Below are 18,075 nucleotides of genomic sequence, written 5' to 3' on the forward strand. Positions count from 1 at the left end.
GGAGGCTACCGTTGTCCTGATGTCCAGCGACCCGTCCTCCACAGCCGGCCCCGGTGCCCCCGCCGGCGCGGCCCTGAACCCGGCCGAACGCCTCCTGAACCTCGTCATCGCGCTCGTGAACACGAACGCGGCTATGACCAAGCAGCAGGTGCGCACCGCCGTGGCCGGGTACGCGGACGCGCCCAGCGACGAGGCGTTCGAGCGGATGTTCGAGCGGGACAAGGACATGCTGCGGGCCCTGGGCATCCCCGTGGTCACCGTGGGTACCGGCGGGCACACCGACGAGCTCGGGTACCGGATCGACCAGGACGCCTACGCGCTGCCGCCGATCGACCTGACCCCGGCGGAGCTGGGCGTGCTGTCGCTGGCCGCGCAGTTCTGGCAGGACAAGACCCTGCAGACCGACATCAACCGTGCCCTGGTCAAGCTCCGGGCCGCGGGGGCGGGCGACCCGTCGGCCGACGCGCTGGCGGGGCTGGCACCCTCCGTGCGGGCCGTGGGTGACGCGTACGGGCCGCTCATGGAGGCGATCGAGGCGCGCCGCACCGTCACGTTCAGCTACCGCGCCGCGTACGACGGCACCGTCCGCACCCGGCACGTCGAACCCTGGCGCATCGCGGCCCGCGACGGCGGCTGGTACCTCATGTCGTTCGACCGCGACCGGCAGGCACCGCGCGTGTTCCGGCTGTCCCGGATCGAGTCGCGGGTACGGATCACGGGCCCCACGGGCGCCTACGACATCCCCGACTTCGAGACGGACGTGATGCTCGGCAAGGCGCACGGCGAGGTCCGTCAGGCCGTGGTCGCCGTCCGCCCCGAACGTGCGGGCGCGCTGCGCGCCCGCGCCAAGCCCGTGCCCGACGGCGACCGCCGGACCTGGCTGGACCGGCTGCCCGGCGCCGGCGACGGCGCGGACGCCACCGGGTGGGACGTCCTGGAGGTGCCGTTCCGGTCCCTGAGCGGCATGGCGTCCGAGGCGGCCGGGTACGGGGCGGCACTGATCGTCCTGGAACCGGAACCGGTCCGGGAGGAGACCCTGCGACGGCTGGCCGCGGCAGCGGCCCTGGCCCCCGCCGGGAGCACGGAGGTGCCCCGTGGCTGAGCGCGCCGACGACCGCCTCCTGCGGCTGCTGGGCATCGTCGCCTACCTCGACGGCGCCGGACCCGTCCCCGTCGAGGACCTCGCCCGCCGGTTCGGGACCACCCCCGCCCAGATCCAGAAGGACGTCGACGCCCTGTGGGTGTCCGGCACCCCCGGGTACTGGCCCGACGACCTCATCGACTTCGACGCCGCGTCCATCGACCGTGGCGTGGTGCACCTGACCGAAGCACGCGGCATGACCCGGCCCCTGCGGCTCGGCACCCGCGAGGCCGTCGCACTGGTCGCCGCCCTGCGCGCCATGAAGGCCACCGGAGCCGTGCAGGCCGACCCGGCCCGGTCCGCCGTCGTCGAGTCCGCGCTGCGCAAGCTGACCGACGCCACCGGTGAGGCCGCGAGCGCCGTGGACGTGCGCCTCGCGCCGGGTGGGGACCGGCAGGTGGTGGCGGTGATCTCGGCGGCGCTGGCGGCCGGGCACCGGCTGCGGATCCGGTACGTGACGTCGTCCGACGTGGTCAGCGAGCGGGAGGTGGACCCGGTGCGGCTGCACACGCAGGACGAGTTCGCCTACCTGGCGGCGTGGTGCTACCGCGCCGGGGCGCCGCGCACGTTCCGGGTGGACCGGATCCTGGACGCGGTCGAGCTGGACGTGCCCGTGCAGGAGCACCCGGGGGTGGGCGCCGAGATCGACTTCGCGGCCCTGTTCGCGGGTGGTTCCTCACCGCTGGCGACGATCCGGTTCGCGCCGCGGGCCCGGTGGTTCGCGGAGGAGGTCCCGGTGGAGTCGGTGCGCAACCTGCCCGACGGGGACTTCGAGGTGACGTTGCGGGTGACCAACCCGGGCTGGCTGCGCAGCACGCTGATCCAGCTGGGGCCGTACGTGCGGTCGGTGTCGCCGCCGGAGCTGGCGCGCGACGTGGCAGGGGCGGCCCGCGAGGCGCTGGAGGCGTACAGGGCAGCCTTCTCGCCCGATCCGCACTAGGCTGGGCGACCATGTGGTTCTGGGTGTGGGCCCTGCTGATCGCGGGCAGCCTCGTCGGAGCATTCTTCCTGGCGCGCTCTCTGTGGCGGTCGGCGAAGGGTCTGCTGGAGGAGCTGGGCCGGGCCTCGGCCCGGTTCGCCGAGTCGGCGGACCGGTTGCAGGAGGCCGCGGACCAGGCACGGGAGGCGGCGAGCACGCAGCACGCGGGTCCGAGTCTGTTCGACGACGTGACGATCCACTACCAGCGGGTGAACGCGCAGCGGGCGGCTCGCGGAGAGCGCAGGGAGGCGCGGCGGGCGCGGCACGTGGCGACGTGGCAGAAGTGGAAACACTTCAACGACTGAGGGCGTTCACCGGGCCGTCATCCGCCGGTCGTCGGGGTCGGCTTACCATCACGCGGCCGATCACGCATAGGATCGGCCTGAACACCGCACTCAGCCGAACGGAGTCTCACCATGGGCGCCATGCAGCCGTGGCACTGGATCGTCCTGCTCGTCGTCGTCCTGCTGCTCTTCGGGTCGACCCGCCTGCCGGGTCTGGCCAAGAGCGTGGGCCAGTCGATGAAGATCTTCAGGAAGGAGATCAAGGACATGCGCGACGACGGTCGCCAGGACGGCAACGACGCCGCGACCCACGCCGTGGACGACAAGGTCGTGCGCAACTCGCCGGACGCGACCCCGGGTGGGAGCACGGGCTCCGGCTCGACTCCCGGGTTGATCGACAACAGGGACCGCGACATCCCCAAGGCCTGACCGGTGGCACGAACGAGGCGGGCGTCCGACGGTCGGATGCCACTGCTCGAGCACCTGCTCGAGCTGCGCAAGAGGTTCGTCCTGATCGCGCTCGGCCTGGTGGTCGGGGCGGTCGCCGGCTGGTTGCTGTACGACCCGTTGCTGGTGCTGCTCCAGCGCCCCCTGGTGGTGGCGGAGGAGATGCGCGGCAACGAGATGACGCTGAACTTCGCCGGGCCGATGGCGGCCCTGGACCTGAGGATCAAGTCGTCGCTGTTCCTGGCCGTGTTCCTGACCTGCCCGTGGTGGCTGTACCAGGTGTGGGCGTTCATCACGCCGGGCCTGAACAAGAACGAGCGCAAGTACGCCTACGCGTTCGTCGGGGCGGCCTTCCCGCTGTTCCTCGGTGGCGCCTACATGGCCTGGCTCGTGTTCCCGCACGCGATCCAGATCCTGTCGGGGTTCCTGCCCGACGGCGCGACCGCGTTCACCAACGCGCAGGAGTACCTGTCGCTGGTGATGCGGCTGCTCATCGCGTTCGGGCTGGCGTTCCTGTCACCGGTGCTGCTGGTGGGCCTGAACTTCGCCGGGCTCATGTCCGGCAAGGGGCTGCTGGGCGGCTGGCGGTGGGCGATCCTCGTGGCGTTCACGTTCGCGGCGATCATCACGCCGACGCCGGACGCCCTGACGATGATCCTGGTCGCGCTGCCGATCTGCGTGCTGTACTTCGGTGCGGTCGGCGTCGCGCTGCTGCACGACAGGCGTGTCCAGCGGCGCCTGGAGGCGGCGGAGGTCTGACCAGCCTGTGCGACTAACCCGTGTGACGACCCGTGTGGTGTCACACGGGTTTGTCATACAGGGACCGTAGGCTGTGCCCCATGAACGACCTGAGCCCTGCCGAGCGGTACACGGCCTTCCGGTCCCAGCGCCGTTCAGCGGCCGACCACCCCGAGCTGACCGCGTTCCGGGAGGTCGTCGGGTTCGACCTCGACGAGTTCCAGGTCGTGGCGTGCGAGGCGCTCGAACAGGGTCGGGGTGTCCTGGTGGCCGCCCCGACCGGTGCGGGCAAGACGGTCGTGGGCGAGTTCGCCGTCCACCTGGCGCTGGCCTCGGGCCGCAAGGCGTTCTACACCACGCCCATCAAGGCCCTGTCCAACCAGAAGTACGCCGACCTGGTGCGCCGGCACGGGCCCGAGAACGTGGGCCTGCTCACCGGGGACACCACGATCAACGGCGAGGCACCCGTGGTGGTCATGACCACCGAGGTGCTGCGCAACATGCTCTACGCCGGGTCCTCGACGCTGGACGGGCTCGCGTACGTCGTCATGGACGAGGTGCACTACCTCGCCGACCGGTTCCGTGGCCCGGTCTGGGAAGAGGTCATCATCCACCTCTCCGACGACGTGCAGCTCGTCTCCCTGTCCGCGACCGTGTCCAACGCGGAGGAGTTCGGCGACTGGCTGGAGATGGTGCGCGGCGACACCGCCGTCGTCGTCTCCGAGCGCCGGCCCGTGCCGCTGTGGCAGCACGTCCTGATGTCCTCGCCCGAGCCGCGCGGCAAGCCGCGCCTGCTGGACCTGTACGCGGGGCACGTGGACCCGACCGACCCCGGCACCAGCCCGCCCATCAACCCCGACCTGTCCGCGGCGTTCCGGTCCGGCCGGGGCGGCACCCGCCCCGGGGAGCACGGTGGTCGCGGGCGCGGGTACCGCGGCCGGGGCGACCGCGGCTACCGCGGCCCCGGCGGACGCCGCACCGGCGGCCACGGCAGCGACCTGGGGCCCGCCCGGCGCACCCCGCCACGCTTCGTCGTCATCGACGGGCTCGACGCCGACGGGCTGCTGCCCGCCATCTACTTCGTGTTCTCCCGGGCCGGCTGCGAGGCCGCCGTCGAGCAGTGCCTCAAGGCCGGGCTGCGGCTGACCAGCCCGCAGGAGGAGGCCACGATCCGGGCCGTCGTCGAGGAGCGCACCGCCGCGATCCCGCCCGAGGACCTCGACGTGCTCGGGTACTGGTCCTGGTCGCAGGCCCTGGCCCGCGGCGTGGCCGCGCACCACGCCGGCATGCTGCCCGTGTTCAAGGAGACCGTCGAGGACCTGTTCTCCCGCGGCCTGGTCAAGGTCGTGTTCGCCACCGAGACCCTCGCCCTGGGCATCAACATGCCCGCCCGGTCCGTGGTGCTGGACAAGCTCGTCAAGTGGGACGGCACCAGCCACGTCCCCGTCACACCCGGCGAGTTCACGCAGCTCACCGGGCGGGCCGGCCGGCGCGGCATCGACATCGAGGGACACGCCGTCGTCGTCGACCACCCCGCCCTGGACCCCGTGGCCCTCGCGGGCCTGGCGTCCAAGCGCCTGTACCCGCTCAGGTCCAGCTTCCGGCCCACCTACAACATGGCCGTCAACCTCGTCGCCCAGGTCGGCCGCGACCGGGCCCGCGAGGTCCTGGAGACGTCGTTCGCGCAGTTCCAGGCCGACCGCGGCGTCGTCGGCCTCGCCAAGCAGGCCCAGGCGCACGCCGAGGCCCTCGACGGGTACGCCAAGGCGATGGCCTGCGACGTCGGCGACTTCGCGCAGTACATGGACCTGCGCCGCGCCATCAAGGACCGCGAGCGCGAGCTGTCCCGGGCCGCCACCGGCGCCCGGCGGGCCGAGGTCGTCGCGTCCCTGGAGAAGCTGCGGCGTGGCGACGTGGTGGAGGTGCCCTCCGGGCGGCGGCGCGGCTACGTGCTCGTGCTCGACCCGGGTGAGCCCGGCGGGTTCGACGGGCCCCGCCCCACCGTGCTCACCCAGGAACGGCAGGTCAAGAAGCTGACGCTGGCCGACGCGCCCGACGGCCTGGAGACCGTCACCACCGTGAAGATCCCCAAGTCGTTCAACCCGCGCAAGCCGGACGCGCGCCGCGACCTGGTCTCCACGATGCGCAACGCGCTGGGCGCCATGGCGGACGACGTGCCCTCCGCGCACAGCACCAGCAGCCCGATCGGGTCCGGGCGGGCCGCCCGCGGCGGCACCCAGGCCCGGCGCCGATCGGACGCCGCGACCGACGCCGAGCTCGCCCGGCTGCGCAAGGCTCTCAAGGCGCACCCCTGCCACGCCTGCCCCGACCGTGACGACCACGCCCGGTGGGCCGAGCGGTGGAACAAGCTCAAGCGGGAGCACGACCAGCTCGTGCGGCGCGTCGAGGGTCGCACCGGGTCGATCGCGCGCACCTTCGACCGCACCCTCGACGTGCTGCTCACCCTCGGGTACCTGGAGCGGACCGAGAGCGACGGGGCCGGGCGCGTCAGGGTGACCGACGACGGCCGGTGGCTGCGGCGCCTGTACGCGGAGAACGACCTGCTGCTGGCCGAGTGCCTGCGCCGCGGCGTGTGGGACGGTCTCGACCCGGCGGGACTGGCCGCCGTCGTGTCCACCGTCGTGTACCAGGGGCGGCGTGACGACGCCCCCGACCCGTACATCCCCGGCGGCCCGACCGGCCGGCTGGCAGGTGTCCTGGACGACACCCAGCGGGTGTGGTCCGAGGTGGACGACCTGGAGGAGGCGCACGGCATCGACGCCACCGGCCCGCTCGACCTCGGGCTGGTCGGCGCGATGTACCGGTGGGCGTCGGGCAAGGGGCTGGACAGCGTGCTGCGCGGCTCCGACCTGGCCGCCGGCGACTTCGTCCGCTGGTGCAAGCAGGTCGTGGACGTGCTGGACCAGCTCGGTGGCGCGGCGCCGTCGGAGAAGCTGCGCACCGCGGCCCGCAAGGCACAGGACGCGGTCCTGCGGGGGGTCGTGGCCTACTCGAGCCTGTGAGCAGTCCTCCGGATCACCCGCCTGACCAGGGCGCCGGAGGGTCGGATCGCATACAGTTCCGACCGTGAGCCAGCCTGTCCGATCCATCCTGTACCGCAACGGTGTCGTCCACTCCGCCGCCGACCCGTTCGCCGAGGCGATCCTCGTCGACGACGGCGTGGTGGCCTGGGTGGGGGCCGACGACACCGCGGCGGGCCTGGCCGCCCGCGCCGACCGCGTCATCGACCTGGACGGCGCCCTGGTCACCCCCGGGTTCGTGGACGCGCACGCGCACGTGCTGGAGACCGGCCTGGCCGCCGACTCGGTGGACCTGAGCGCGGGCGCGGGAGTGCGGTCCCTCGGGGAGGCGCTGGCCGTGCTGCACGGGCGGGCGCGACGGCTGGAGGCGTCCGACCCGTCGGGCGAGCAGGTGCTGCTCGCGTTCGGCTGGGACGAGCAGGCCTGGCCCGAACGACGCGCGTTCACCCGGTCCGAGCTCGACGCCGCCTGCGGCACACGCGCCGTGTACGCGGCCCGTGTCGACGTGCACTCCGCGGTGGTCTCCACCGCGATGGCCGCCCGCGCGGGCATCGAGCACGACCCGGCGTGGACGGGCGCCGGCATGTCCGGCTCCGGCTGGTCCGACGCCCCCGCCGACACCGGCCTGGTCACCGCGGACCTGCACCACACCGTGCGCGCCGTCGCGCACACGCTCACGGCCGAGCACCGCACCCGCCTGTACCGCGAGACGCTCGCCGCCTGGGCCGCGCGCGGCGTCGTGTCCGTGCACGAGATGAGCGGCGAGCACCTCGACACCCGCGCCGGCCTCGCCGAGCTGCACGCTCTGACCAGCGACGAGACCCTCGCCGCGGCCCTGACGGACCCCGGCGTCACCGCCCTGCCGCACCTGGCCGCCTACCGCGGCGAGCTGTGCCGCACCGCCGACGACGCACGCGCCCTGCTCGCCGAGCTGCCGTTCCTGGCGGGCATCGGCGGGGACCTCAACGTGGACGGCTCCATCGGGTCACGCACCGCCGCGCTGCGCAGCCCGTACTCCGACCTGCCCGCCGACCCGGCGTCGGCCGCGTTCAGCGGGGTGCTGACCAACCCCGACGGCACGCCCTGGACCGGGAACCTGTACCTCAACGCCGACCAGATCGCCCACCACCTGGCGGCCGTCCAGGAGGCGGGCGTGCAGGGCGCGTTCCACGTCATCGGCGACCGGGCCATGGACGAGATGGTCCTCGGGCTGCAGGTTGCCGCACAGATCACCGGCGACAGCGCCGTGCGCGCCGGGCACCACCGCATCGAGCACGCCCTGTTCGTCGACGCGACCACGCTCGCCGCGCTCCTGGTCCGCGGCGTGGGCCTGTCCGTGCAGCCCGCCTTCGATTCCGCGTTCGGCGGCAGCAAGGGCGTCTACGCCACCCGGCTGGGCGCCAGCCGCGCCGGGTCGCTCATGCCGTTCGCCGACCTCGCCCAGGCCGGGGTGCCGCTCGCCTTCGGCTCGGACACCCCCGTCACGCCCGTGGACCCGTGGCAGGGCGTGCGTGCCGCCACCGGTCACGAGGACCCCGAGCAGCGGATCTCGGCAGGCGCCGCGTTCCGCGCCCACACCCGCGGCGGATGGCGCCTGGCCGGCCTCGACCACACCGGTGCCGGGCAGCTGCGCGTCGGCGCACCCGCGCACCTGGCCGTCTGGCGCGCCGAACAGCTCGGCGTCCAGGCAGCGCCCGGCCGCCTGTCCTCCTGGAGCGAGGAGGCCCGCGCGGGCACACCCCTGCTGCCCGACCTGTCGCCCGACGCCCCGGAACCGGAGTGCCTGCACACGCTGCGCGCCGGCGTCGTGCTCCACGACACCTTCTAGGCGGCCCGGCACCGCGCCGCGGGTAGGCTGCCGTCGTGCGCCTGCGTGAGCCCTCCCGGCTGCTCTCCCTGTTCCTCGCGGTGACCGGAGGCCTCGTCCTGTGGGCCGCGTTCCCCGACGCCGGGGCGTGGCCCGCCGCGTTCGTCGCCGTCGCCGTCCTGTACTGGGCCCTCGGGCGGGACCACGCCTGGTGGAACGCCCTGATGGGCCTCCTGTTCGGGCTCGCGTTCTTCCTGCCGCACCTGTGGTGGGCGCACGAGTCCACCGAGACCGTCCCCTGGATCGCGGTGGCAGGCGTCGAGGCCCTGTTCCTGGCCGGGTTCGGCGCCCTGTGGACCTGGGTGCGACGCGCCCGGTTCCTGCGCCGGCGCGGCTGGCGGCTGGCCGCCGCGTTCGCCGTGCTCTACGTGGCCGTCGAGCAGTGGCGCGCCGAGATCCCGTTCGGGGGGTTCCCCTGGGGGCGCCTCGCCTGGGCGATGGCCCCCGCTCCGACCGGCCGCGCCGCCTGGCTCGGCGGGACCGTCGCCGTGAGCCTCCTGGTCGCCCTCGCCGGCGCGCTGCTCGCCCTCGCGGTCGCGGCCCTGGTCCGCGCGGCCGGGCGCACCGCCCGCGCCGGGACCACACCCGGGACACGCACCGCACCCCGCGAGGTGGGGCACGCCGTCGGCGTCCTGACCCTGGGCGCCATGGTCGCGCTCGCCCCCCTCCTGCTCCCGCTGCCCACGTCCGCGAGCGCCGGCCCCGTCCGCACGCCCGAGGGGCAGGAGGTGTACGACGCGGGCAGCGACGTGGCCGAGCAGGGCACCCTGTGGGTGGGGGCGGTGCAGGGCAACGTGGGGGAGCCGGGTCTGGGGGCGTTCGCGAACCGGGCCGAGGTGCTGAACAACCACCTGGAGGGCACGTACACGCTGGCCGGCGACTTCGCGGGCGAGCTGGACGTGGTGCTGTGGCCGGAGAACGGCAGCGACCTGGACCCGCAGACGGCGCCGGACGTGGCGCGCGGGCTCGACGCGGCGGCCACGGCGGTGGGCGCGCCGATCCTGGTGGGGGCGCAGGAGTTCCCCGAGACGGGCGGCCGGTACAACGTGTCGCTGCTGTGGCAGGCGGGTCAGGGGGTGATCGGCCGGTACGCGAAGCAGCACCCGGCGCCGTTCGGTGAGTACATCCCGATGCGGTCGGTCCTGCGGTTGCTGTCGGACCAGGTGGACCGGGTGACGACGGACATGATCGCCGGGGTGAATCCGCCGTACGTGGACGTGCCGAGCCGGCTGGGGCAGGGGGACTACCGCCTGGGCACCGTGATCTGCTTCGAGGTGGCGTACGACGAGATCGTCCGGGACGCGGTGCGTCAGGGCGCGCAGGTGCTGGTGGTGCCGACGAACAACGCGTCGTTCGGGTTCACGGCGGAGTCGACGCAGCAGCTCGCGATGTCGCGGGTGCAGGCGATCACGACGGGGCGGGCCACGGTGCAGATCTCGACGGTGGGTGTCTCGGGCGTGATCACGCCGGACGGCACGGTCGTGCGCCGGTCCGGTCTGTTCACGGCGGACGAGTTCGTGGCGAACCTGCCGTTGCGGTCCACGGTCACGCCGGCGGTGGCGGCCGGGTACTGGCCGGGCTGGGTGGTCGGCGGCCTCGCGTGCGTGCTGGTCGTGGCGGGTGTGGTCGGGGGGATCGGGGCGCGGCGCCGGGACCGCGGGGTGCGCGAGGCCGCGCAGCGGTAGCCGGAGCAGCGGTAGCCGGACATGAGACGACCGCCGGCCCGGACCTCGTGGGTCCGGGCCGGCGGTCGTGTCGTCCGTGCCATGGCGCCGGGGGCGCCGCGACGTCAGGCCGAGCGGCGCAGCTTGCCGGCGCGCAGCAGCTCGAGACGCTCGTCGAGCAGGTCCTCGAGCTCCTTGACGGTGCGGCGCTCCAGCAGCATGTCCCAGTGGGTGCGCTGGGGCTTGGCAGCCTTGGGCTCCGGCTTCTCCGCGTCGCGCAGGAGAGCCTCCTCGCCGCAGCGGCACTCCCAGATCGGGGGGACGTCCGCGTCGGTGGCGAAGGGCAGGATGATGGTGTGGCCGTTGGGGCAGTCGTAGTAGGCCTGGAACCGAGGGGCGAAGTCCACGCCCTCGTCGGACTCCATGCTCTTACTACCGATGCTCATACCGCGCAGGGACCGGTCGGGCACGTTGTCCTCCAGAGGGTTGTCGGGATGGGTGGCGGGAAAAGGTCCGTATAGCCAACGCAGGGACCCTCGGTGATGTTCCGGCTCCCGGCCGGGCATCGACAGCGGCCGTCGACGCCGTGGGACGTCGACGATCTTCGCGCCGCCTGATCAGGCTACGCGTCGCAGGTGCGCTCGCAAGCGCACTCCGGGCAAACTGGGCGTTGATGTGCGCGATCTCACGTACGTCGCGGCAGGGGCGGGGGAGTGGGGCGGGAACAATCGACGCGACCACCCGGTTGAGGCGGATGTTCATGCAGATGCATGAAACAACCTGAGGGGAGCACGACATCATGCAGTTCGGGATCTTCAGTGTCAGCGACGTGACGACGGACCCGACCACGGGCCGCACGCCGGACGACACGGAGCGCGTCAAGGCGATGCTCACCATCGCCAAGCACGCCGACGAGGCAGGTCTGGACGTGTTCGCCACCGGTGAGCACCACAACCCGCCGTTCGTGGCCTCCAGCCCGACGACGATGCTCGGCTACCTGGCCGGCGTGACCAAGAACATCACGCTGTCCACGGCGACCACGCTGATCACCACCAACGACCCGGTCCGCATCGCCGAGGAGTACGCGATGCTCCAGGTCATCTCCGACGGCCGGATGGACCTCATGATGGGCCGCGGCAACACCGGCCCCGTCTACCCGTGGTTCGGGCAGGACATCCGCCAGGGCATCCCGCTCGCCATCGAGAACTACGCCCTGGTGCGCAAGCTGTGGACCGAGGACGTCGTGGACTGGGAGGGCAAGTTCCGCACCCCGCTGCAGGGCTTCACCTCGACCCCGCGCCCCCTGGACGGCGTGCCGCCGTTCGTGTGGCACGGCTCGATCCGCAGCCCCGAGATCGCCGAGCAGGCCGCCTACTACGGTGACGGGTTCCTGCACAACAACATCTTCTGGCCCATGAGCCACACCAAGCAGATGGTGCAGTTCTACCGCCAGCGGTTCGAGCACTACGGCCACGGCCGCGCCGACCAGGCGATCGTGGGCCTCGGCGGGCAGGCGTTCATCCGCAAGAACAGCCAGGACGCCTGGACCGAGTTCCGCCCCTACTTCGACAACGCGCCCGTCTACGGGCACGGCCCCTCCATGGAGGACTTCACGCGCGAGACGCCGCTGACGGTCGGCTCCCCGCAGCAGGTCGTGGACCGGTACGGGACGTTCATCGACGAGGTCGGCTACTACCAGCGCCAGCTGTTCCTGGTGGACCACGCCGGGCTGCCCCTGAAGACCGTCCTGGAGCAGATCGACCTGCTGGCCTCCGACGTCGTGCCCGAGCTGCGCAAGATCGCCGCCGCCAAGCTCCCTGCCGACGTGCCGGCCAACCCGCCCACGCACGCCGAGCGCGTCGCGGCCGCCCGGGCCAAGGGCGAGACCGCCGCCACCCACGTGGGCGAGGGCGGGGACGAGTTCACCGGCCGTCGCGCGGAAGAGGTCGTCTCGTGACCACCCCTGACGTCGAGGCGGGCCGCCCCGAGTCCGGCCGCACGATCGCCGTCGTGCACGCCGGGCTCGGCCAGCCCTCCTCCACCCGCCTGCTGGCGGACCGCCTGGCCGACGCCACGGTCCGCGAGCTGGCCGCCCTCGGCCACGACGGGCACGTGGAGATGGTGGAGCTGCGCGACCACGGCCACGCGATCATCGACGCGATGCTCACCGGGTTCCCCACCGGGGACCTGGCCCGCGACATCGAGACGATCACCGGGGCCGACGGCGTCATCGCCGTCACCCCGCTGTTCACCACCACCTACTCGGGGCTGTTCAAGTCGTTCGTCGACATCCTCGACAAGGACGCCCTCACCGGGATGCCCGTGCTGCTCGGCGCGACCGGCGGCACACCACGGCACTCGCTCGCGCTCGAGTACTCGATGCGCCCCCTGTTCACCTACCTGCGGGCCGACGTCGTCACCACCTCGGTCTTCGCGGCCACGGACGACTGGGCGCAGGCCGGCGGCGAGAAGCACGACGGCGGCAGCTCCCTGCCCGAGCGCATCGAACGGGCCGGCCGGGCCCTGGCCGGCCTGCTCGCCGCACGCGGCGAGCACACCAAGCCCGCCGACCCGTTCGCCGGCACGCCCAGCTTCCTGGACATGCTCGGCGGGGACTGAGCCCCGGGGCTTGCACGCCCCGGACCAGGCAGGGAACATAAGGGACATCGGTCCCGGCGGTCGGGACCGCGGCGAGGGTGAGGGAGCGCGGCCATGGCAGTCGGTACGGAGAACCCGGTCCCCGACGGTGCGCCGTACCAGGAGGCCGGCACCGACCGCGTCGCCCGGATCGTCGCGGCCCTGCGCGCGGCGCACGCCGAGCAGGCCGAGAAAGCCCGGTCGGCGGCCGCCGTCGCGGACGACGTGACGGTCACCGAGCCGGTCACCGCCGCCGCTGCCGTCGACGACGAGACCAGCGAGACCCCCACCCCACGACGCGCGGCCACGGGCGTCCGGCCGACGGCACGCACCCTGCCCACCCTCCGCTGGGACCCGGGCGCCCGCTACCGGGCCTCCCGCCTCGCGGCCCGGCCGGCCGGAACCGCACCGGCACCTGCCGCACCGGTGCCACCGGTGCCACCGGTGCCCGCACCGCCCGTGCCGCAGCCCGCCGCACCCCGGGAAGCCGTGGAGATTCCCTCCGCAGAACGTCCCGTGCCCCCGCCCCCGCCCGCGCCGCCTGTCCCGCACCAGGTCCCGCACGCGGTCTCGGTGCAGGCACCGTTCCAGCCGTCCCTCCAGCCGTCCTTCCAGGCACCCCCGCCGCTCGCCGGCCGCCTGTTCCGCGGACCCGCCCGGCGCACCGCAGTGTTCGAGCGGGAGATCTGGCACCCCGCCACCCGGTCCGCGCGCGTGCCGCGAGACGTCGGCGACGCTCTCCTGCGCGCCGTGGAGCGGTACCGCACCGGTTCGATCTCCACCTCGGGCCTGGTCCGCGCGATCGCGGAGACGCACGCCGCCTGACCCACCTGTCACCGCTCCGCGTGGCAGACACCAGGAGGGCCCTACCACCCCGGACCCCGGGCGGCGTCACCCGATTCCCCACGTCTTTTCACATCGTGGCAAAGTAGCGCCGCCGCGCGGGCTCGTTCGCCCCTGCAAACCCTTGTCCCGCCTTCCCGCAACACGGAAGCATTCGTTGCACGGCGGTGCGTGGCACAGCGCCGGGTGCACCACGCACCGGGGTCGGCCGCTCCCTCATACCGAGGGGGCACCGCGGGCGCCGGACGACGGGACGGGACGAACGATGCGACGGCAGGCAGCAGCTCTGGTCGGCGCGCTCGTCGCGTCCCTGCTCCTGGTCGGCTGCGTCGCCGCGGTGCGCCCGGCGGACATCCCCGCCGCCGAGCACTACGACACGGTCGAGCAGCTCGTCGCCGACGCCGACGTCGTCGCGCTGGTGCAGGCCGGTGAGGCGCAGGTCGACGTCGTGGACCGCGTGCCGTACACCCGGACCGAGCTGCGGCTGCGCAAGGTGCTGCTGGGCGCCGTCGCCCGGAACGCGAGTATCGCCGTCACGCAGATGGGATCACGGACGGTGCCACCCGGTGAGGGCCGGCCCGCCGTGCTGCGCGACGGACAGGAGTACGTGCTGGTGCTGCACCGCACCGGGCCGGGTGAGTTCGAGATCGTCGGTCCCGGCGTGTGGCATGCCGACACGCTGGGCGCCAGCCTGACCCTGTACACCGCCGCGGCCACGTGCGTCCCGGCGGGAATCCCGCAGGTGACGACCCCGTGGGAGCTCGAGGTGAAGCTCGGCGAGGTCGGCGGGGTGCTCGGCACGGGCGTGATCGGCCGCGCCTGACCGTGCGCCCCGTGACCTGGGCCAGACTGGGCGCATGACGCGCAGTCTCGTCCTCACCGCCGACGACGCCGGCACCGACCCCGACGCCGACCGGGAGATCGCGGCCCTGCTGGCCGGCTCACCGCTCACGGCGGTGGGCGTCATCGCCACCGGCACCACCGAGGAGCCGCCGGGCGTCCCGGACGGGCAGCCCCGGGACGCCGTGGTCGGCGCGGCCGGCGTGGACCGGATCATCCGGCTGCTCGCCCGCGCCGGGACCGGCGTGGCCCCCGGTGTCCACGTGACGCTGCCGGAACCGGAGCCCGACGGCGGGTTCGACGACGTCACCGACCGGATCACGACCCAGGCCGACACCGTGGCGCGCGCCGCCGCGGCGGCCGGCCTGCCGGCCCCCGACCGTCTCGACTCCCACCGCGGCACGCTGTACGGCCTGCTGGGCCGGTCCTACCTCCCGGAGTCCATCGGGGTGTGCGCGCGGCGGGGGCTGGCGTTCCGGCTGCCCCGCGGACTGGAGCTGTACGGCGACGGCGACCCCCTGCTGGCCCGCGACGACGTCCGTGCACGGCACGCGGGCGCCGTCGCAGCCGCCGACGCCGCCGGTGTTCGTCTGCCGCGGGTGATCGCCACCCACCGCGGCGGGGACGCCGAGGCGGGCGACTACCCGGCGCTGCGTGACCACTACCTGCGTCTGCTGGGCCGTCTGCCCGAGGGGACCAGCGAGATCTTCCTGCACCCCGCGCCGGACACGCCGCGGCTGCGGGCGGCGGCTGCCGGCTGGTGGCGCAAGCGGACGTGGGAGCTGCGGCTGCTCGGGGACCCGGTCTTCACCCGCGAGATCGAGCGGCAGGGCATCGACCTGGTCGGACGGTGGTGAGTAGGCTCACGAGCGTGGAGGCCCAGGACGCGGAGGACGCGCCGCGGGGAGCGGGTACGTCGCCGCTGCGCTACGGGCTGGGCATGTTCGGCACGTCGTTGCCGATCAACCTGGTCAAGGGCTCGATGTTCTACGTGTACGTGGAGCTGCTCGGTCTGGACGCGGCCGTCTACGCGACGGTCTACGCGGTCTACGGGGTCCTCGACGCGTTGGACAACCCGGTGTTCGGGTACCTGTCGGACCGCACCCGGTCCCGGTGGGGGCGGCGTCGGCCGTACCTGGTGGTGGGCGCGGTGGTGCTGGCGTGCACCACGATCGCGCTGTTCACGGTGCCGGGGCCGGTGGCCGACTCCGCGGTCGGGCTGGTGGTGTGGTTCGCGGTGTTCGCGATCACCACCGAGATGGCGGACTCGCTGATCAACGCCAGCTACGGCGCGCTGCTGCCGGAGCTGTTCACGCAGGAGCGGCGCCGGGCCACGGCCAACGCGGTGCGGCAGGGCGCCCAGCTCGTGGCGCTGGTGGTCGCGCTCGCCCTGACACCCGTGCTGGCCCGGGGCGTGCTGGGACCGGAGGGCTCGGCCGTCGGGTACGGGCGGCTGGCGGTGGTGTTCGGGGTCGTGGCGGCGGCCGTGATCCTGTGGACAGCGTTCGGCGTGCGGGAGGACCCGGCGCTGGACGCGGAGCCGCGCCCGCAGTTCTTCCGGTCGATCGGGCAGGTCCTGTCGACGCCGCAGTTCTGGACGGTCGGGGTGGTCAACGCCTGCTACGGCGCGGCCATGGCGCTCGTGCTGGGCGGGTTGCAGCTCTACGTGGACCACACGCTCGGCGGCTCGGCGCTGGACGCCAGCATCCTGCAGCTCGTCGTGATCGTGGTGGCGATCGGGATGCTGGGCGTGTGGGCCGGCGTCGTGCGGCGCAAGGGCGCGGCCTGGACGTGGCGGCTCGCGCTGCCGGTGGCCGCGGTGGGGTTCGTGCCGCTCTACTTCGCCACGGACCTGCTCACCGGGATCCTCGCCGGGCTCGCGGTGGCGGTCGGGTACTCCGGGGTGCTCGCCACCAACGACCTCGTGATCGCCCGGGTGCTCGACGCGGACGCCGCCCGGCACGGGGTGCACCGCAGCGGCCTGTTCCTGGCGGCGTTCGGTGTGCTGGGCCGGCTCAACGCGCTGGTGACGGCGGGAGCGGTGCTGTCCCTGGCGGTGTTCTTCGGGTACCGGTCGGGTGCCGACCCCGGGCCGGACCCGGGGCAGGCGTTCCGCGTGTACCTGTCGGTGTACCCGTTCGCGCTGCTGCTGCTCGGCACGGTGGTCTCGCGGTTCATCCGGCTGCCCGCCGCACCGGACGCCGCACCGGACGCCGCACCGGACGCCGCACCGGACGCCGCACCGGACGCCGGGCCGGTCACGCGCTGATCGCGAGCAGCGTCCGGTCCGGCGCCTCCAGGCGGTAGGGGCCGCGATGAGGCGGTGCGGAGATGGACACCCGGTCCCCGCGCACCCGGCGACGCCGGTCCTGCCCGCCGGCGGGCAGCCCCTCCACGAGGACGGTGCCGTCCGCGTCGATCGCCACCAGGTCCTCGCCCACCCGCACGAGCACCGGCTCGCCCGGCCCGGGGAACCGGCTGACGGCGGTGCGCCCGTGGCGGATGCCGTCGAGGATCGCCTCGGGCGTGCGGTCCTCGGCCGCGACCCAGGTGGTGGGCGTGCCGGGCGGGAATCCCTGGTCGGGGGTGTGGAAGTCGCTGCCGCCCAGGAGCACGGGTCGTTCACGGCGTGAGGGTTCAAGTCCCCCTCCGGACACGGAGGCCGGGTGGGTGGCGCCGCCGAGCGCTCGGAGGTACGCCCAGGGACCCGTGGCGGTCAGGTCCAGGAACCACGAGATGTGCCACAGCTGGAGGTACCCGGTCCGCACCGGGTACAGCCAACCGCAGTCGTCCTGGACCGGGTGGTTCACCGACAGCAGCCCGCCGCGCCTCTCGACGTCGGCCGGCCACTGCGCCGCCGGACGGCGGAAGTCGACCCAGCCGATGTCGCCGAACGCGTTGGCGTGACCCGCGTGCGTGGTCACCTCCTGGCCGGGCAGGAGGCACACGTCGTAGGTCGCGGCCACGGCGGGCAGGTGCGGGTGGTGGGAGACGGTGTTGTGGTCCGTCACGGCGAGGAAGTCCAGGCCCCGGCCCGCTGCCGCAGCGGTGAGCTGGGCGATGCTCAGCGTGCCGTCGGAGTGGGTGGTGTGCGCGTGCAGGTCGCCCGCGTACCAGGTCAGCCCGGCGGGTGCGGGCAGGTCGCGCCCGAGCCGGGTCCCGCCCCGGTCGCCGCGTCCGGCGGCCGGGGCCTGCGCCGGGGGTTCGGCCTCGACCCTGCCCGCGTCGACGCCGGTCGCGATCGTGACGGTGACGTCGACCGGCTCGGCCGGCATCCGGTGCAGGCCGAGCACCACCGCCCACCGCCCGGCGACCAGCTCGCCGGGCTCGTACCCGGGCGTCGCCGCGCCGGGGGTGATCGCGAACCGGGACCGGGCCCCGCCCGACCAGCCGCGCCAGCGTTCAGGGTCGCGGCAGCCGAGGTCGATCACCGCGGCGTCCCGGTCGTGGTCGAGCGTCACCTCCAGGCGCGTGACGCCGCCGGACGGCAGCTCGAAGGGGACCTCCAGGTAGCGGTTCTCGATCTGGTCGTCGACCGAGAGCCTCAGGCGGCGTTGCTCGCGGGTCACGCCCCCGAGGCTATCCCGGGGCCGG

General features: G+C 73.8%; 16 protein-coding genes. 14 read left to right on the forward strand and 2 right to left on the reverse strand.

All coding sequences use genetic code 11. The features are described 5' to 3' along the window. Positions 1 to 19: 19 nt before the first annotated feature. The 8 genes from ACO229_RS08805 to lnt all read left to right on the forward strand — a co-directional run bounded on the left by ACO229_RS08805 (position 20) and on the right by lnt (position 10,182). A complete protein-coding gene (locus tag ACO229_RS08805; RefSeq protein ID WP_423464596.1) occupies positions 20 to 1,102 on the forward strand; it encodes a helix-turn-helix transcriptional regulator in 1,083 nt (360 codons plus the stop codon). Beyond that, positions 1,095 to 2,081, forward strand: a complete 987-nt coding sequence (locus ACO229_RS08810) for a helix-turn-helix transcriptional regulator (RefSeq protein ID WP_397430324.1) — start codon at positions 1,095 to 1,097, stop codon at positions 2,079 to 2,081. The genes ACO229_RS08805 and ACO229_RS08810 overlap by 8 nt, the downstream gene beginning before the upstream one ends. An 11-nt stretch (positions 2,082 to 2,092) precedes the next feature. Then, entirely contained in the window at positions 2,093 to 2,425 is a 333-nt protein-coding gene (locus ACO229_RS08815; protein WP_397417477.1) for a hypothetical protein, read from the forward strand. A 111-nt stretch (positions 2,426 to 2,536) separates the two neighbouring features. After that, positions 2,537 to 2,833, forward strand: a complete 297-nt coding sequence (gene tatA / locus ACO229_RS08820) for a Sec-independent protein translocase subunit TatA (RefSeq protein WP_397417475.1) — start codon at positions 2,537 to 2,539, stop codon at positions 2,831 to 2,833. 36 nt (positions 2,834 to 2,869) lie between these two features. After that, positions 2,870 to 3,610, forward strand: a complete 741-nt coding sequence (tatC, locus tag ACO229_RS08825) for a twin-arginine translocase subunit TatC (protein ID WP_397417473.1) — start codon at positions 2,870 to 2,872, stop codon at positions 3,608 to 3,610. A gap of 80 nt (positions 3,611 to 3,690) precedes the next feature. Beyond that, the gene (locus tag ACO229_RS08830) at positions 3,691 to 6,612 is read left to right on the forward strand and encodes a DEAD/DEAH box helicase (RefSeq protein ID WP_423464597.1); all 2,922 of its coding nucleotides are present in this window, start codon (positions 3,691 to 3,693) and stop codon (positions 6,610 to 6,612) included. 64 nt (positions 6,613 to 6,676) lie between these two features. Continuing rightward, entirely contained in the window at positions 6,677 to 8,458 is a 1,782-nt protein-coding gene (locus ACO229_RS08835; RefSeq protein ID WP_397430321.1) for an amidohydrolase, read from the forward strand. Positions 8,459 to 8,493: 35 nt separating this feature from the next. After that, on the forward strand, positions 8,494 to 10,182 hold the full coding sequence (gene lnt / locus ACO229_RS08840) for an apolipoprotein N-acyltransferase (protein WP_423464598.1): 1,689 nt from the start codon (positions 8,494 to 8,496) through the stop codon (positions 10,180 to 10,182). Positions 10,183 to 10,286: 104 nt separating this feature from the next. Here the strand turns inward: lnt and ACO229_RS08845 are convergent, their stop codons facing one another. Next, on the reverse strand, positions 10,287 to 10,631 hold the full coding sequence (locus tag ACO229_RS08845) for an RNA polymerase-binding protein RbpA (protein ID WP_397417464.1): 345 nt from the start codon (positions 10,629 to 10,631) through the stop codon (positions 10,287 to 10,289). A 329-nt stretch (positions 10,632 to 10,960) separates the two neighbouring features. Between ACO229_RS08845 and ACO229_RS08850 the strand changes: the two genes are divergently transcribed. The 6 genes from ACO229_RS08850 to ACO229_RS08875 all read left to right on the forward strand — a co-directional run bounded on the left by ACO229_RS08850 (position 10,961) and on the right by ACO229_RS08875 (position 16,750). Further along, positions 10,961 to 12,118: an LLM class flavin-dependent oxidoreductase gene (locus tag ACO229_RS08850; RefSeq protein WP_397430319.1), complete on the forward strand. Its 1,158-nt coding sequence runs from the start codon at positions 10,961 to 10,963 to the stop codon at positions 12,116 to 12,118. Continuing rightward, positions 12,115 to 12,780: an FMN reductase gene (locus ACO229_RS08855; protein ID WP_397417460.1), complete on the forward strand. Its 666-nt coding sequence runs from the start codon at positions 12,115 to 12,117 to the stop codon at positions 12,778 to 12,780. The genes ACO229_RS08850 and ACO229_RS08855 overlap by 4 nt, the downstream gene beginning before the upstream one ends. A 93-nt stretch (positions 12,781 to 12,873) precedes the next feature. Further along, the gene (locus ACO229_RS08860; RefSeq protein ID WP_423464599.1) at positions 12,874 to 13,623 is read left to right on the forward strand and encodes a hypothetical protein; all 750 of its coding nucleotides are present in this window, start codon (positions 12,874 to 12,876) and stop codon (positions 13,621 to 13,623) included. Positions 13,624 to 13,906: 283 nt separating this feature from the next. Beyond that, positions 13,907 to 14,464, forward strand: coding sequence for a hypothetical protein (locus tag ACO229_RS08865; protein ID WP_397417456.1), 558 nt, complete (start codon positions 13,907 to 13,909; stop codon positions 14,462 to 14,464). Positions 14,465 to 14,498: 34 nt separating this feature from the next. Continuing rightward, the gene (locus tag ACO229_RS08870; RefSeq protein WP_423464600.1) at positions 14,499 to 15,338 is read left to right on the forward strand and encodes a ChbG/HpnK family deacetylase; all 840 of its coding nucleotides are present in this window, start codon (positions 14,499 to 14,501) and stop codon (positions 15,336 to 15,338) included. 14 nt (positions 15,339 to 15,352) lie between these two features. Continuing rightward, entirely contained in the window at positions 15,353 to 16,750 is a 1,398-nt protein-coding gene (locus ACO229_RS08875; RefSeq protein WP_423464602.1) for an MFS transporter, read from the forward strand. Here ACO229_RS08875 and ACO229_RS08880 read toward each other — a convergent pair. Further along, the gene (locus ACO229_RS08880) at positions 16,740 to 18,050 is read right to left on the reverse strand and encodes a CehA/McbA family metallohydrolase (protein WP_423464603.1); all 1,311 of its coding nucleotides are present in this window, start codon (positions 18,048 to 18,050) and stop codon (positions 16,740 to 16,742) included. The genes ACO229_RS08875 and ACO229_RS08880 overlap by 11 nt on opposite strands. Positions 18,051 to 18,075: the final 25 nt, after the last annotated feature.

Origin of the sequence: Promicromonospora sp. MS192, from assembly GCF_049532985.1 — a bacterium.
Taxonomy (GTDB): Bacteria; Actinomycetota; Actinomycetes; order Actinomycetales; family Cellulomonadaceae; genus Promicromonospora.

What these genes read in the sequence shown, in the direction of transcription:
- ACO229_RS08805 (WP_423464596.1), top strand. Translation starts at nt 20, where the DNA reads ATGTCCAGCGACCCGTCCTCCACAGCCGGCCCCGGTGCCCCCGCCGGC.
- ACO229_RS08815 (WP_397417477.1), top strand. Translation starts at nt 2,093, where the DNA reads ATGTGGTTCTGGGTGTGGGCCCTGCTGATCGCGGGCAGCCTCGTCGGA.
- tatA (WP_397417475.1), top strand. Translation starts at nt 2,537, where the DNA reads ATGGGCGCCATGCAGCCGTGGCACTGGATCGTCCTGCTCGTCGTCGTC.
- tatC (WP_397417473.1), top strand. Translation starts at nt 2,870, where the DNA reads ATGCCACTGCTCGAGCACCTGCTCGAGCTGCGCAAGAGGTTCGTCCTG.
- ACO229_RS08830 (WP_423464597.1), top strand. Translation starts at nt 3,691, where the DNA reads ATGAACGACCTGAGCCCTGCCGAGCGGTACACGGCCTTCCGGTCCCAG.
- ACO229_RS08850 (WP_397430319.1), top strand. Translation starts at nt 10,961, where the DNA reads ATGCAGTTCGGGATCTTCAGTGTCAGCGACGTGACGACGGACCCGACC.
- ACO229_RS08860 (WP_423464599.1), top strand. Translation starts at nt 12,874, where the DNA reads ATGGCAGTCGGTACGGAGAACCCGGTCCCCGACGGTGCGCCGTACCAG.
- ACO229_RS08865 (WP_397417456.1), top strand. Translation starts at nt 13,907, where the DNA reads ATGCGACGGCAGGCAGCAGCTCTGGTCGGCGCGCTCGTCGCGTCCCTG.
- ACO229_RS08870 (WP_423464600.1), top strand. Translation starts at nt 14,499, where the DNA reads ATGACGCGCAGTCTCGTCCTCACCGCCGACGACGCCGGCACCGACCCC.